The sequence below is a fragment of the Streptomyces venezuelae genome, from assembly GCF_008642275.1.
In the GTDB taxonomy this organism is placed as follows: domain Bacteria; phylum Actinomycetota; class Actinomycetes; order Streptomycetales; family Streptomycetaceae; genus Streptomyces; species Streptomyces venezuelae_E.
The window spans coordinates 233,377-247,303 of record NZ_CP029189.1 but is presented as its reverse complement, the minus strand read 5'-3'; the positions used below and the strand labels follow the sequence as shown (position 1 = coordinate 247,303).

The following is a 13,927-nucleotide window of genomic DNA, read 5'->3' as shown; positions in this document are numbered from 1 at the left end:
CCCCGTCAGGCGGTGTGGTCGAGGATCGCGGCGGCGACGGTCGCCCAGTCGGCCCGCTCGACCCCGTGCCCGGCACCCTCCAGGGTCAGCAGCCGCCCCCCGGGAACCGCTGCCGCGAGCGCCTCTCCGTGCCGGAGCGGGAACATCGGATCCGCGGTCCCGTGGATCACCAGCGTCGGTACGGAGATCGAGGACAGCGGAGCCTGCGGGACCTCGCCGTCCGTGAGCCGGTCGTGGTTGCGGGCCGCCCCGTAGTCGCGCGCCCGCTCGACGTCGCGGCGGACCAGGTCGCGGGCGGCGGCCTCGTCGAACGGGCGCCGGCCGCCCGCGAGCACGCGCGCATAGGCGACCTGGTGGTCGATCACCGGGTCGCCATCCGCCCCTGCGGCGGGGGAGGCCGAGGCGAACCGGAGGAACTCCTCGGTCGGCGGCGGAAGTCCGGCGTCCCCGGGCACGGCGGCGGAAGTGCTGATCAGCACGAGGGAGAGCACGCGGCCGGCGTGACCGAGCGCCAGCAGCTGCGCGAGGGCCCCTCCCGCCGACACGCCCACGACGTGCGCGGCCGGGACCTCATGGGCGCGCAGCACGCGGACGGCGTCGGCGACCAGGTCCGCCGTGGTGTACCCGGGCCGGCCCGGTCCGTAGGTGACCGACCGGCCGGTGTCGCGGTGGTCGTAGCGGATCACGAGACGTCCGCCCGCGGCGAGCAACCGGCAGAAGCCCTCCTCCCACCAGAGCATCGAAGCCCCCAGGCCCATGACGAGCAGGACGGGCGGATCGGCGGGATCGCCGAAGGACTCGGTGCACAGCTCGATGCCGTCCACCTCGATCACCTGCTCGGCCATCGTTGCTCCTCCTCACCCGTCCCATGATGCGCGCACGGGGGGCACCGGTCAGGCGGAGGCCTCCGCCGCGGCGGACAGCAGTACGTCCACCAGCCGGTCCGCGGCGTCCGGCATCCCGTACGCCCGGGCGCGCTGCGCCATCGCCGTGCGCCCGGCGGCGTCGGTCAGCAGCGGACCGACCGCCTCCGCGAGGGTCCGCCCGGTGACCTCACCGAGCAGGGCCACCGCAGCGCCCGCGTCGGCCAGGTGGCGCGCGTTGTGCGCCTGCTCGTTGCCGGCCGAGGTGGCCAGCGGAACGAACACCGCGGGCTTGCCCAGCGCGGTCAGCTCCGCCAGCGTCCCCGCCCCGGACCGGGACACCACCACATCGGCGAGCGCCAGCACGTCGGGCAGCTCCGGCCCGACGAAGCCCGTCAGGTGGTACCGGCCCGCGAGGGCCGGATCGAGACCCGCGGCGGCGGACCGGAGGCCGTCGACGTTGGCCGGGCCGCACTGGTGGATCACGTTCGCGTGGCCCAGCAGCCACGGGAGCACCTCCCGCACGACGCCGTTGATCTGCTGGGCGCCCTGCGCCCCGCCGGTGACGTAGACCGTCGGAAGGCGCCGGTCGAACCCGGACAGGTCCAGTGCCTGGAACGCCTTGTCGGGGTTCCCGGACAGGATCTCGGGCCTCACCGGGTTGCCGGTGACGACCGCCCGGTCGCGCACCTCGGCCGGCAGCAGCGGCAGCGACGACTCGGAGGACACCGCGATGCGGGTCGCCGAGCCGGCCAGCTTCCGGTTCGCCAGACCCAGCCGGACCGTCTGCTCGTGCAGCACCAGGGGGCGCTTGCACAACCGGGCCGCCAGGCCCGCCGGGACGGCCACGTACCCGCCGGTCGCCAGGACCACGTCCGGCCGGAACTCGGAGACGATCGCACGGGCCTGGGCCACACCGAGCGGCACCCGCGCCATGTCCTTGACGTTGGCCGCCGAGAGCATCTTCAGGGGATTCGCCGACCTGCGGATCTTCCCCGTGGCGACCGTCCTGAACGCGATGCCCTCCGCCGGGGCGACCCGCGCCTCCAGACCGTCCGCGGTTCCGATCCACAGCACGTCGAGTGCGCAGCCGTCGGCGGCCAGGCGGCTGCGCAACGTCCGGATCGCCGTCAGGGCAGGGTAGGTGTGACCGCCGGTCCCGCCGCCTGTCACGAGCAGCCGGAAGGGACGGGAGAGCGAGGAAGCGTCCATTCGGCCACCCTACTGTCCGTCCCTCCCGCCGCCCGCGACGGGGCGTGCGGACCTGCGAAGGGACCGCGACGGGCGTCCCCCGGAGCACCGCCCGGGCACCCGGTCGTCGCCCGGACAGCCCAACGGGCGCGGGCTCCGGGGGACGCCTACGCTGAAACGGCAACCCGCCGGTACGCTCCCGGTCCCGCGGTCACGCCCGGCGCGTCCCGGCCCAGTTCAGCACCGAAAGGCGGTTCCGCCATGGCCACCAGGTCTGACGCCCCCGTTCTCGACACGCTCGCCGCGATGACCATCGACTCCATCGAGCACTGCGGCATGGACGAGAAGACACTCATCACCACCCGGATCGCCGCCCTCGTCGCCATGGACGCCCCGGCCATCTCCTACCTGGCCCACATCAGCCCCGCGGTCAAGGCCGACTTCACCGTCGAGCAGCTGCAGGACGTGCTCGTCGCGATCGCCCCCGTCGTGGGCACCGCGCGCGTCATGTCCGCCGCGGGCCACATCGCCCAGGCGTTCGGCGTCGCCATAGCGATGCTCGAAAGCGAAGCCGAAGCCATGGCCGCCGCCGAAGCCGAGAGCCGCCACAAGTCCTGATCCGTTCCCGCCCGGACCCGCGCGCCGTTCTCGGCGGGGTCCGCCCCACCGGCTCGGAGATCCGCACCATGGCCCTCGTCGAGGCGCTCTTCCTCCTCGGCTGCGCGTCGGCGCGCTGACACGAAGGTGTGCCGGAGCCGCGAACGGATCGCGGCTCCGGCAACCGGCCCCGGGGGAAGGGCCGTTCTGGGTGGGCGGTGGTGGATGCGGCAGATCTCGGGCGCATCCCCGCCCAGGGTCAGCCCGCCGAGCGCTCCTCAGTGGTGTCGGGGATCCAGGAACCGTGGACGCCGGCGGTGACGCGGTGGGGGAGGTGGACGGTGGCGATGCGGTCGAGGCCGGCGGCGTCCAGGACGAGGAGCTGCGAGGCGTTCTGCTTGAGGTCGGAGACGACGGTGAGGAGGTAGCCGTCGTCCTCGCGGGCGGTGCCGGCGGCGGGGACGAAGACCGCTTCGCTGGGCATCCGGGCGTCGCCGACCTGGTGGATGCGGCGGGCACCGGTCGTGCGGTCGTACTTGACGATGCCGTAGCCGCCGAAGCCCTTCTCGTCGGGGAAGGAGATGGCGTACTGGTACCGGTTCTCGGCGCCGAGGTAGTCCTCGTTGAGGGTGGGGAACTCGACGGGGAGGTCGTCGATGATCTGCTCGTCGACGGTGCCCGCGGTCAGGTCGAGGACCCAGCGGCGGGTGTAGGAGCGGGCGAGCGGCTCGCTGCCGCGCCCGGGTGCGCCGACCCACCAGTTCCAGGAGAGCCGGAAGCCCTCGCGGTCGACGGTGGGTCCTTCCAGGACGATGCGGCCCTGGCCGTCCTCGTAGGCGTTGGCGACGTGGAGCATGTTGCCCGGTTCGATGGAGAACCAGCGGGTGTGGCGGGCGCCGTCCTCGCCGCGCGGCATGACGCCGATTCGGGAGGGCTGGTGGTCGTTCCAGCTGTAGGGGATGCCGGAGTTCTCGGTGTGGTCGAAGGTGACGTTGCCCTCGACGAACACGACGTGGCCGCGGGTGACGGCGAAGTCGTGCTTGAGTGCGGCGGTCGCCCCGGGGACCTCGGCGCTGTGCGTGATGGCGCCCTTGGCATCGGAGACGTAGTAGGTCAGGAACGGCGGGAAGGGGGAGGAGGCGAAGAAGTGGAGTTCCCCGGTCGAGGGGTCCTCCTTGGGGTGCGCGGTCATGGCGGTGCGCAGCTTCCCCCCGAAGTCGTAGGCGCCGACGGTGTCGAGGTCCGGGGTGAGCTCGAAGGGGAGGTTGGCCTCGCACAGGGCCAGGAGGCGTCCCGCGTGTTCGATGACGTGGGTGCCGGCGACGCTGGCGGTCAGGTCGGGGCCGTGTTCGGTCATGTACGGCGCGCCGTCGAGGGCGGGGGTGCGGACCCAGCGGTTGCGGTACCACTCGGCGCGACCGTCGCGCAGCCGGATGCCGTGGACCATGCCACTGCCCTTGAACCAGTGGGTGGGGGTGACACCGGGCTTGGGGTTGTGGCCGTTGCGGATCAGCCGGCCCGACAGCTCGGGCGGCAGCGTGCCCTCGACGGTCAGGCCGGAGGCGGAGACCTCCTCGGCGACGGGGGTGTAGTGGCCGGTCAGGTACGGCGGGGTGGTCGTCATGGCGGAAATCCCTCTCGTGGATGAGCGGATGAGCGGATGAGCAGATGCGTGGATGCGTGGATGTGCGGTGCGCGGGCGGGTGGAACCGCAGGCGCGCGGCAGGGTGAAGGTGATGCCTCGTCAGGCGATTTGCTCCGCACGGGCCTTGAGGCGGACGAGCCAGCCCTCCAGGGAGTCGTGGAGCGCCTTGCCGAGTTCGTCGGTCGCGGCGTCGACCGGGGCGCCGCTCCAGGACTCCTCGGTGTGGACGACGACCCCGGCGTCGGACTGCTCGAAGGCCCACACATGGATGCCGACGATGCCCTCGACGGTCCCGCCCCAGACGATCCGCTTCCCGGGGACCAGCTCCCGCACGGTGGAGGTGATGTCCAGGCCGTGGGTGAGCCAGCTGAAGGACCTGCCGGTCAGCAGCGGTCCGTCGATGTCCGTCCGGTCGATGTCCGCGTTCCAGGCGGGCCAGCCCGCGACGTCGGTGTGCAGCGCCCACACGGTCGTGAGCGGGGCGTCGATCACGGTGCTCAGGCGGACGATCACGGGAGCGGTCTCGTCGATGGTGAACATGGCTGTACTTCCTGTCTGGGTGAGATGGGTCGGTGGTGCGGCTCCGGCTGATCTACCGGGCCGGACCGGTGGGAGAGAGCGGGGAGGCTCCCGGCTCCGTGGCGGGTCTCGCGGTGCTGGTCGGACCGGAGGCCCCGCTGCGGCGCATGAGGAGGAGTGCGAGGAGGGCGGTGGTGGCGAGGAGGGCGGCGGAGGTGGTGAAGGCGGCCTGGTAGCCGGCGGTGAGGGCTTCCAGGGGTGGGGTGCCGGTGGGTGTGCGGTGGGTGACGGAGCCGGCCAGGGTGGCGAGGGCGGCGAGGCCGATGGCGCCGCCGACCTGTCGGGTGGTGTTCACGAGGCCGCCGGCGAGTCCGGTGTCCTGGCGCGGTACGCCGTCCACGGCGAGTGAGGTGAGCTGGACGAAGGCGATGCTCAGGCCCAGTCCGACCAGGATGCTCGGTCCGAGGACGTCGACGAGGTAGCTTCCGTCCGCCCGCATCCACGACAACCACAGCAGACCGGCCGCCTCGGTCAGCAGGGCCGCGGTCACGGTCGCTCTGGCACCGACTACCCGGGCGATCCGGGGGGCGAGGGCGGAGCCGATCATATGGGCCAGGGCGAGGGGGAGTTGTCCCACCCCGGTCGCCAAGGGACCCGAGCCGAGGACTTGTTGCTGGTAGAGCGGCAGGAAGAAGAACAGGGCGATCCATACGGACCCCAGCAGCGCCATCAGTACGTTGCCCGCGGCGACCCGGCCGGCGGTCAGCAGCCGCGGCGGGACCAGGGCGTCCGGCCGACGGCGCTCGATCACGCAGAACGCCGCGAGCAGCACGACGGCCGCGCCGAGAGAGCCCAGGACCGGGACGCCGGTCCAGCCGGCACCGCGGGCGGTGGTCAGCCCCCAGACCAGGCAGGTAAGGGCCAGGGTGACGGTGACCGTGCCCAGCAGATCGAACCGTCCGCGCTGCCGCCCGCCGGGCTGCTCGGCCCCGGGTCCGGCGTTCGCCCCCGCCCCCGCCGCGGCGTCCCGGGGTACGAGCACCACCACGGCCGCCAGCACCGCCGCCGATCCGAGCGCGACGATGTGGAAGATCCAGGGCCAGCCCCAGACCTGCGTGAGCAGACCGCCCAGCAGCACACCGCCCGCCGCCCCCGCACCGGAGACGGCGCCCCACACGCCCAGGGCCCTGCCGCGCCCGGGGCCGGGCGGGAACCGGTCCATCACCAGGGCGAGCGCGGCAGGGGCGATCGCGGCGGCGCCCACGCCCTGCACCGCGCGGGCCGCGATCAGCACGCCGGCGGAGGTGGTCAGTCCGGCCGCCACCGAAGCCAGCGCGAAGAGCGCGAGCCCCGCCGTCAGCACCCGGCGCCGGCCGAGCAGGTCGGCGATCCGACCGCCCGCCAGGAGCAGCGCCCCGAACGCCAGACCGTAGGCGTTGACCACCCAGGTGGTCCCGCTGTCCGAGAGGCCGGCCCCCGCACGGATCTGCGGCAGCGCCACATTGACGATCGAGGTGGCGAGCATGACGGTGAACTGGGCCGCGGCGAGTGCGGCGAGCACCGCTCCCGGGCCGCCGGCCCGGCCCGAGGCCCGGCCCGAGGCCCGGCCCGTCTGCGTGAGTGCAACGTTCATGCCGCACAGACTCGGCGCGGACGGTGTCCACTATCCAGACCTGGCGGGTGCGGCCACTGTCCACTCCTGTCCGCAGCTGTCCACCCGCCCCTGCCGCGGGCGCGTCGGCCGCCGTCAGCGCGGGTCGTGCAACTCCTGCTGCCACAAGGCCTCGCAGAGCAGGTCGAGGCCCTGGCGCAGGTGGCGGCGGTAGGTGCCGTACGGAAGACCGAGGCGGCGGGCCGCGGCTTCCTGGGTGGGCGCACCGGAGAAGTAGCCCGCCGTCAGGGCCTCACGGGCGCGCACCCCGCGCGGGTCGAGCCCGAGGTCGTCGACGGCCTGACGCAGCAGCGCACGCAACTCCCCGACAGGATCACCGAAGTCGGCCGCCAGCCGGGTACGCATCAATGCGCAGGCGGCGAAGGCGTCCGCGTCACGCCAATGGGTCAGCGCCTCGCGTACCGCCTGGTCGAAGGCACTGCGGGAGACGGGTGACGGACCCGACGGGGCAGCGGGCGCCCCGGTGGCCGATATGAACCGCATCAGCCATGACTCCACCGGCAGTTGGCGCCAGTCGACGCCGAACAGCCCGTACGTGTGAGCACCGACCCGCGGCCGCGCCCCCGTGTCCGTCAGCGTGCCCTCGACCCGCTCGGCCCAGGTCTCGGCGTCCTGGAAGACGGCAAAGCCGTACGCACGCCCACGCGCGCGGGCCGCCTCCGCCTGGGCCCGGGAACTGCTCAGGTCGATGACGCGCGACGGTACCTGGTACTGCTCGGGGTAGACCGAGAAGCGGCTGACGCCGATGTGCTCACCGGGGCTCACCGGCGCGGTGGCCTCGGTGTACCGCCACGCGGCGGCCACGACGGGATCGGTCGCCAGGTCCTGGGCGTCGGGAGGGAACGACAGGACCAGCCGGGCCGTGAACGCCACGATCCGTCCCGTGCTCACGAGCCGGTAGACACTGAAGGCCTGCGGCTGGCGCTGCGCCCAGTAGCGGACCAGGTCCGCGGAAGCGGCCCCTTCCGTCTCGGTGGCCATGCGCAGGACGACATCGATGTCGTCCGGGTGCAGGGGACGGTCGTGGACCTCGTCGTCCCGGGACCAGGAGCGCAGCCGGGCCAGTGTCGCGCCCTCCCGGAACAGGTAGAAGAGGTCGTCGGTGACGGTCCACACCCGCTCCTCCGGAGCCTCGCGCAGGATGCGCAGGTATTCGTCCGCGAGCCGCTGGCGTATCGTCTCGAAGGCGTTGGGCGCCCGCCAGCGCAGGTCGGCGGCCAGCGTCTCGCGCGCCGCGTCGTGCGGGTGCAGCCCCCGCAGGGTGGCCTCCATGAACGGCAGGTCCCGCAGCCAGGAGAAGAGCGGATGGACGTCCTCCCCGGGGAGGACCGCGGCCAGCAGTTCCTCGGAGGTCGAGTGGGCCTGCGCCGCCACTTCCAGGGCGCGGCGGTGGGCCGCCGTGGGCACCTCCCCGATCAGACCCGCCAGCAGGGTGCGCAGGACGTCCGCCGTGGGCGCCCAGATCTCCTCCCGGCCGCAGCCCGCCGATCCGGCGGCGGCCGCCAGCGACAGCGCCAGCGGGTTGCCTCCGGCGAAGCGCAGCACCCGGTCGCGTAGTTCGGGCCGGATCTCCGCCGCCACCAGCAGGCTGCGGGCCTGCTCCGCGGAGAACGGCTCCAGCTCGCTCACGTGCAGGAGCCGGGACCAGGCGGGATCGGCGGCCCACTGCGGCTGCGGCGCGCGCCGGCCGCCCAGGACGACCAGGGTGTCGTCCGCGGCGCGCGGCAGGAAGTGGTGCCACAGCCAGCTCTCCAGCCACTGGCAGTGCTCGAAGGAGTCCACGAACAGGACCGTTCCCGGAACGTCCAGGAACGGGCCTGCCGCGTGCTCGAAATCGGCCGGGTCACGGCTGACGAACCGGCCGTCGAGTTCGACGAGCAGCCGGCCGGCAGCGCGTGCGTGGTCCGCCAGCCGGCGCAGCAGCGTCGACTTCCCGATGCCGCCCGGCCCGTACACGTAGAACGCGAACGGTGCCTGCGGATCACCTGCCAACGCCTCCCCGAAGCGGACGAGTTCCTCGTCCCGGCCGACGAAGGCCCGTACGCGCGCTCGGCTCAGTCTTTCCCCCACGGACACCATGGCGGCTCCATCCTCTTGTTCCAGCAGCGGACAGCGGTCGCGGTGGCCTTCACGGAGCGGTGCTGCCCCGCGAAGGCCCGTTCTCGTCACCTGACGAGACCCAGGTTCCCGTCGTCCGCGTGGCCGGTGACGAGGAGGGTCGTCTCCTCGACGCGCCGGAAGCGGCCGTCGGGGGCCAGCTCGGCGAAGAGGTAGACCTCGGTGCGGGAGGTGTGGCCGTCCTCGTGGACGAGGGTGACGGTGTGGCGGTCCGCGTAACGCGCTCCGTCGCGGAGTTCGTCGTGGACCTGGACGTGCCCGCTGCGGATCAGGGTGCGCAGACGAGTCATGTGCTGGACGAAGCCGGCCCGGTCGCTCCAGACGCCGTTGGTGCGCTGACGGTAGTCGGGAGTGAAGTGCCGGTCGACGGCTTCGGTGAGGCCGAGGTCCGGGGTGAACAGCAGATCGTGGAGGGCGCGGGTGATGTCGGTCGATGTCATGGTCGTTCCACCAGGTGGGAGTGGGGGGTGTACGGGAGGGGCCGAGGAGGGGAGGGGGCCCGGGGGAGCCCGGGGGAGCCCTGGAGGGTACGGACCCCGGGCGGGTACGGCGGTCACGGCCGGTGCCGCGTCAGTGGACGGGGGTGAAGTCCAGCGCCAGGGAAAGCGGCCCCCGCGTGTACAGCCCGGCCTCCTGGTACCGGAAGCCGGGGCTGTAGCGGACCTGGTCGAGTACGGGCAGCAGCATCGCGGCGACGGTCTCGATCTCGGCGCGCGCGAAGGCCGTGCCGACGCACTGGTGGAGCCCGGCGCCGAAGGACAGGTGCTGGGCGGCCGCGGTGAAGGAGCGGGCGGTGCCCAGGTCCGGGCGGTGGATGTCGAAGGTGTCCGGGGCGGTGAAGGCGTCCGGGTCACGGTTGGCCGCGCCGACCATGCAGAAGACGGTGGCGCCAGCCGGGACGGTGGTGCCGGCGAAGGTGCTGTCCTCCTCCGCCTGGCGGGGGATGAGCTGGACCGGCGGGGTGTAGCGCAGGGTCTCGGCGATCGCGGCGGCCAGCAGGTCCGGGTCCCGGCGGACCTGCGCCAGCTGCTCGGGGTGGTCGATCAGGTGCTTGAAGAGCAGGGCCAGCGTCTTGTCCGCGGGCTCGGCGGCAGCGACCAGGACGTTGATGATCAGCGCGGTGACGTCGCGATCGCTCATGGCGACGCCGTCGAACTCGGCGGTGCACAGCTTCGATATCAGGTCGTCGCCGGGATCGCGGCGACGCTGTTCGATCACGGGGAGGAGATAGGCCTCCAACTGCTCGGCGCAGTCCATGCAGTGGCGGCGGCGTTCGGGGGTCAGGGTCAGACTGGTGACGAACTCGGCCACCCCGCTGTGCCAGGCGGACACCTTGTGCCGGTCTCTTCGGTCCAGGCCCAGGAGCGCGAGCGTCACCTGGATGGCGAAGGGCTTGCCGAAGTCGTTGACCAGGTCCATCCGGCCCCGGGCGAGCAGCGGGGCCATGAGCTCGGCAGCGGTGGCCTGGACGGTGCGGATCTGGTCCGCGAGCGCCGGGCCGGTGAAGGCCCGGACGACGATTCTTCGTTTGACGGCGTGCTCGGCCCCGGTCATCTGGGCGAGGACCGGACCGCGCATCACCGGCGCGGCGCGTACCTGCAGCGTCTCGGTGGTGAACGCGTCGTGGTCGGTCAGCACTCTCTTGACGTCCTCGTGGCGGGAGAGGAAGTAGCTGTCGATCGCCGGTTCGTGGTGTACGGGCGCCCGCTCCCGCAGATGCGCGAAGTAGCGGTGGGGGGCTGCGCCGAAGTCCTCGGACAGGATGCTGAAACCGGTGTCGGCCACGGACATGGTGAAGACCTCTCGAACTGCGCGACGCGTGGGGGGAACAAGGGCCGGGGGCCGGGGTGGGAGCCCGCGCCCTGGTCCTGGCCGGAGGGGGTTCCGGCCGGGCCGCCGCCCGCACCCCTCGTGTTCGCGAAAGAGCCGCAGGCAGGCTTTCCGGCCAGCTAGACGTGCGAACGGCCTTATGGGTTGCGCCGGTTGGGACGGCTTCACGCCCGACCATTGGGCGTAAACCGGTGCAAGAGTCGCAGCTCCCGGTACCGGAAGGGGACTCTGTCCGGGACCGTCGAACTCTCCGCACCCGGCGGAAAGCAGCCGGTGCGATCAAGCCGGAGAGGTCGTGCCGCGCCGCTGTCCGGGCCGACCGCGGCCCATCAACGGCGGCTAGGGTGGCCCGTGTTCGAACGCAAGGACGAGTCCGGCCGCACGTGCGGTGACCGTCCCTGTGGCCCTGCCCCCCCGTGGACCCGAGAGGATCTGTCGTGAACGCCTCGCCAGGCTTGTCGCCCGCCGTCGAACAAGAGGAGAAGCCGGGGTGGGGCCTGGCCGTGACGCTGTCCGCCGTGCTGTCCCTCGTACTGCGCCTGACCGAGGTCCGGTCCTGGTGGGCCCTCCTGTGGGTGCCGTTGTTCCTGCTCGCGGTCGGCTGCGTGACGTACGAATGGCGGCTCACGGCCCGCAGCCGGTGGCGGATGGGACCCATGGAATGGGTGTACCTGGCCGTCACCCACCTCGGTCTGCTCGCCGCACTGGCGAAGGTCCTCGGCTTCCTGCCCCGATGAGTGGGCCGCTACCACCAGCGGAGGGGATACCGGGCGGCTCCCCGGCGGATGCGGGACGCGGCGGAACCGACCAGGACGAGCACCACGGTGGCGCCCAGCAGCAGGGGGACGAACCGCCCGGCCGCCGGGGCCTGCAGCACGACGACGACGGCGGTGGCACAGGCCGGTGAGTGCGGGGTCCGGGCGAGAGTGGTCGCGGCGAACGTCAGCCCGCCGGCCAGGGCCGCGCTCCACGCGTTGCTCTGCCACAGCGCGAGCGCCACGTACCCGGCTCCGGCGCCCAGCAGGTGCGCGACGACGACGCTCCGGGGCTGGGCCGCGGGCAGGCCGGGCGTGCTGTGCAGGACTCCGGCGCTGGCGGCAAGGGACGGTATGAGGACCGGCTCGCCGATCAACGCCCCGATGCCCGCGAGCACGAGCAGGACGACGGTGACCGCGCCGACGCCATGGAGGGCCGCAGCCGCACCGTGCCGGGCTGAATCCCGGCGCCCGCGCCGCCGCGGAAGCCGTACGTCGTTCAGCCTCGCCCCGGGGCGGGGGGTGTGCCGGTGGGGCAGCACGGAGTCGGCGTTCACGATGGCGGCTCCTCGCGCGGCGGTCACGGGTCACGGAGCGACCGGCGTGGTCGCACCGCCGGCCACCCTGCACCGCCTGTCTGTCACCGGCCTGCACCTCCTGCGCGCACCGGCACGGCGCCGACCGGCCGCCCGGCGCCCGGGGAGTCGCACGGCGTCCGGCTGTCGCGTGCCCTTGGATGGGGCCGTACGCGGACGGACCGACCACCAGCTCCCGGAGACCGGTATGAGGAAGATCAAGGCGCAGCTGTTCATCTCGCTCGACGGTGTCGTCGAAGCACCCGACCAGTGGCACTTCCCCTACTTCAACGAGGAGATGGGGGCGGCCGTCGACGCCACCCTCGGCAGGGCCGGCACCCTGCTGCTCGGACGCCGGACCTACGACAGCTTCGCGGGCGCGTGGCCGGACCGGGAAGCCGCCGGCGGGGAAGACGCTCCGTTCGCCAAGGTGCTCGGTGACGCCCGCAAGATCGTGGTGTCGAACACCCCGCTGGACTTCACCTGGCGGAACTCCGAACGCCTCGCCGGCGACCTCACCACAGCCGTCGCCGCACTGAAGAACGCACCGGACACGGACACACCCGTCTGGATCAGCGGCTCCGTCTCCGTCGTACGTCAACTGCTGGCCGCCGGAATCCTGGACGAACTGAACCTCCTGCTGCATCCGGTCGCCGTGCGCAACGGCATGCGCCTGTTCGAGGACCACGCCCAGGCGATCCCGCTGCAGCTGCTGTCCGCCGAGACCTTCCGGACCGGCGTACTGAACCTCTTCTACACCGTGGCCACCGCACCCGGCGAGGGGACGTACGAGGACGCCAGGACCCACCTCCCCCAGCACCAGGAATGAGCGCGACCCCGCACGGCGTCCGGTCAGGCCGGTGGAGATCCGGCCGGACCTTCGTGATCGCGGCCGTGGCGGGCTGCCTGGTCGGCCTGGTCGGCGGCGGATTCCGCTGGTGCCTGCTGCACGCGGACAGGCTGCGCGGTTCGGTACTGGAGGCGGCCGACGGGCTGGGAGCCGCGGGCCGGCTCGTTCCGGTCGTCCTCACCGCGGCGGGCGCCGCGGCGGCGTGCGCGATCGCACGGCGGGTCCCGCACGCCGCGGGCAGTGGGATCCAGCACGTGGAAGCCGTATGGCGACAGGAGGCCGAGCCCCGTACGGCCTGGCTGCTGCCGGCGAAGTTCCTGGGCGGTCTCATCGCGATCGGCTCGGGCCTGGTCCTGGGAAGGGAGGGCCCCATCGTCCACATGGGCGCCGCGATCGGGTCCACGGCCGGTCGGCACGGCCGCCTGGACACCGAGGACACCCGCATGCTGCACACCGCGCTCGGCGGGGCGGGCCTGGCGGTGGCGTTCACCGCTCCGCTGGGCGGGCTGTTGTTCGTCTGCGAGGAGGTGACCCGCACGGTCCGGCCGCGCCTGGTGCTCCTGACCCTCGTCGGCACCGTCACGGCGGTGGCCTGCTCCCGGACCGTCGTGGGTGACGCGCTCGTCCTCCCGCTGTCCGCCGTCCCCGCGCCGCCGCTGTGGATGCTGCCGGTCTTCCTGCTGTCCGGAATGACGGCCGGCGCGCTGGGCGCCGCGTACAGCGCCCTGGTCGTACGGACTCTGGAGGTGTGCGACCGGCTGACCCGGGTGCCCCTCGTCGCCCGCGCCGCCGTCATCGGAGCCGGGGTCGGCGCGCTGATGGCCTTCGACCCGCTGCTCACCGGCGGCGGCGACCAGCTGAGCGAGCGCCTGCTGACGGGCACAAGCCTGACCGCGGCGGCGCTGCTGCTCTGCCTGGCCGTCCGCTTCGTGGCCGGGCCACTGAGCTACGCGGCCGCGACCCCCGGCGGCCTGTTCGCACCACTGCTGGCTCTGGGAGCCCTCTGGGGAACCCTCACCCACACGCTCGCCGCCCCCGTACTCCCGGCCGGCTCGGCGGGCCCGGCCGCGTTCGCGGTGGTGGGGATGGCCGCACTGTTCACCGGCGTCGTACGAGCACCGCTCACCGGAGCCGTCCTGGTCGTGGAGATGACCGGTACCGGCGCGCTCCTGCTGCCCCTGCTGACCGCGTGCTTCGCCGCGACCGTGACCGCGGACCGGCTGGGGAGCGAACCCATCTACGACAGGCTGCGCCAGCGGATGCTGGACCGCGCCTGACGCGTGCCCTCGGGTCGAGGGGCGAGGCCGGCTCG

General features: G+C 73.1%; 13 protein-coding genes. 4 read left to right on the top strand and 9 right to left on the bottom strand.

Annotated features, from left to right (window positions below):
* Positions 1–5 precede the first annotated feature (5 nt).
* Together DEJ51_RS01000 and DEJ51_RS00995 are read right to left on the bottom strand one after the other, a co-directional pair.
* Positions 6–845, bottom strand: a complete 840-nt coding sequence (locus DEJ51_RS01000; protein WP_150255424.1) for an alpha/beta fold hydrolase — start codon at positions 843–845, stop codon at positions 6–8.
* Positions 846–893: 48 nt separating this feature from the next.
* On the bottom strand, positions 894–2,075 hold the full coding sequence (locus DEJ51_RS00995; RefSeq protein ID WP_150255422.1) for a UDP-N-acetylglucosamine--N-acetylmuramyl-(pentapeptide) pyrophosphoryl-undecaprenol N-acetylglucosamine transferase: 1,182 nt from the start codon (positions 2,073–2,075) through the stop codon (positions 894–896).
* A gap of 240 nt (positions 2,076–2,315) precedes the next feature.
* On the opposite strand from DEJ51_RS00995, the gene DEJ51_RS00990 reads away from it, so the two are divergent.
* A complete protein-coding gene (locus DEJ51_RS00990) occupies positions 2,316–2,672 on the top strand; it encodes a carboxymuconolactone decarboxylase (RefSeq protein ID WP_150255420.1) in 357 nt (118 codons plus the stop codon).
* Positions 2,673–2,910: 238 nt separating this feature from the next.
* Here the strand turns inward: DEJ51_RS00990 and DEJ51_RS00985 are convergent, their stop codons facing one another.
* The 6 genes from DEJ51_RS00985 to DEJ51_RS00960 form a co-directional block, all read right to left on the bottom strand.
* The gene (locus DEJ51_RS00985; RefSeq protein ID WP_150255419.1) at positions 2,911–4,275 is read right to left on the bottom strand and encodes a carotenoid oxygenase family protein; all 1,365 of its coding nucleotides are present in this window, start codon (positions 4,273–4,275) and stop codon (positions 2,911–2,913) included.
* A gap of 120 nt (positions 4,276–4,395) precedes the next feature.
* Positions 4,396–4,836, bottom strand: coding sequence for an SRPBCC family protein (locus DEJ51_RS00980; RefSeq protein WP_150255417.1), 441 nt, complete (start codon positions 4,834–4,836; stop codon positions 4,396–4,398).
* Between the two features lie 52 nt (positions 4,837–4,888).
* Positions 4,889–6,448 (bottom strand): MFS transporter, encoded by a 1,560-nt coding sequence (locus DEJ51_RS00975; protein ID WP_150255414.1) that lies wholly within the window; start codon positions 6,446–6,448, stop codon positions 4,889–4,891.
* 114 nt (positions 6,449–6,562) lie between these two features.
* Positions 6,563–8,557, bottom strand: coding sequence for an AAA family ATPase (locus DEJ51_RS00970; RefSeq protein ID WP_223835606.1), 1,995 nt, complete (start codon positions 8,555–8,557; stop codon positions 6,563–6,565).
* Between the two features lie 95 nt (positions 8,558–8,652).
* Entirely contained in the window at positions 8,653–9,045 is a 393-nt protein-coding gene (locus DEJ51_RS00965) for a nuclear transport factor 2 family protein (protein WP_150255410.1), read from the bottom strand.
* A gap of 130 nt (positions 9,046–9,175) precedes the next feature.
* Positions 9,176–10,396, bottom strand: coding sequence for a cytochrome P450, cyclodipeptide synthase-associated (locus DEJ51_RS00960; RefSeq protein ID WP_150255408.1), 1,221 nt, complete (start codon positions 10,394–10,396; stop codon positions 9,176–9,178).
* Between the two features lie 476 nt (positions 10,397–10,872).
* Between DEJ51_RS00960 and DEJ51_RS00955 the strand changes: the two genes are divergently transcribed.
* Positions 10,873–11,172, top strand: coding sequence for a hypothetical protein (locus tag DEJ51_RS00955; protein WP_150255406.1), 300 nt, complete (start codon positions 10,873–10,875; stop codon positions 11,170–11,172).
* An 8-nt stretch (positions 11,173–11,180) separates the two neighbouring features.
* Here the strand turns inward: DEJ51_RS00955 and DEJ51_RS00950 are convergent, their stop codons facing one another.
* Positions 11,181–11,747, bottom strand: coding sequence for an HPP family protein (locus DEJ51_RS00950; RefSeq protein WP_223835605.1), 567 nt, complete (start codon positions 11,745–11,747; stop codon positions 11,181–11,183).
* Positions 11,748–11,973: 226 nt separating this feature from the next.
* Here DEJ51_RS00950 and DEJ51_RS00945 point away from each other — a divergent pair, with 226 nt between their 5' ends.
* Together DEJ51_RS00945 and DEJ51_RS00940 are read left to right on the top strand one after the other, a co-directional pair.
* Entirely contained in the window at positions 11,974–12,594 is a 621-nt protein-coding gene (locus tag DEJ51_RS00945; protein ID WP_150255404.1) for a dihydrofolate reductase family protein, read from the top strand.
* On the top strand, positions 12,591–13,892 hold the full coding sequence (locus DEJ51_RS00940; protein ID WP_150255403.1) for a ClC family H(+)/Cl(-) exchange transporter: 1,302 nt from the start codon (positions 12,591–12,593) through the stop codon (positions 13,890–13,892). Before DEJ51_RS00945 ends, DEJ51_RS00940 begins: the two co-directional genes overlap by 4 nt.
* Positions 13,893–13,927 lie beyond the last annotated feature (35 nt).

Excerpts from the sequence above, each read along its gene's own strand:
- DEJ51_RS00985 (WP_150255419.1), bottom strand. The coding sequence starts at position 4,275 with ATGACGACCACCCCGCCGTACCTGACCGGCCACTACACCCCCGTCGCC.
- DEJ51_RS00990 (WP_150255420.1), top strand. The coding sequence starts at position 2,316 with ATGGCCACCAGGTCTGACGCCCCCGTTCTCGACACGCTCGCCGCGATG.
- DEJ51_RS00995 (WP_150255422.1), bottom strand. The coding sequence starts at position 2,075 with ATGGACGCTTCCTCGCTCTCCCGTCCCTTCCGGCTGCTCGTGACAGGC.
- DEJ51_RS00940 (WP_150255403.1), top strand. The coding sequence starts at position 12,591 with ATGAGCGCGACCCCGCACGGCGTCCGGTCAGGCCGGTGGAGATCCGGC.
- DEJ51_RS00975 (WP_150255414.1), bottom strand. The coding sequence starts at position 6,448 with ATGAACGTTGCACTCACGCAGACGGGCCGGGCCTCGGGCCGGGCCTCG.
- DEJ51_RS00945 (WP_150255404.1), top strand. The coding sequence starts at position 11,974 with ATGAGGAAGATCAAGGCGCAGCTGTTCATCTCGCTCGACGGTGTCGTC.
- DEJ51_RS00960 (WP_150255408.1), bottom strand. The coding sequence starts at position 10,396 with ATGTCCGTGGCCGACACCGGTTTCAGCATCCTGTCCGAGGACTTCGGC.
- DEJ51_RS01000 (WP_150255424.1), bottom strand. The coding sequence starts at position 845 with ATGGCCGAGCAGGTGATCGAGGTGGACGGCATCGAGCTGTGCACCGAG.
- DEJ51_RS00965 (WP_150255410.1), bottom strand. The coding sequence starts at position 9,045 with ATGACATCGACCGACATCACCCGCGCCCTCCACGATCTGCTGTTCACC.
- DEJ51_RS00980 (WP_150255417.1), bottom strand. The coding sequence starts at position 4,836 with ATGTTCACCATCGACGAGACCGCTCCCGTGATCGTCCGCCTGAGCACC.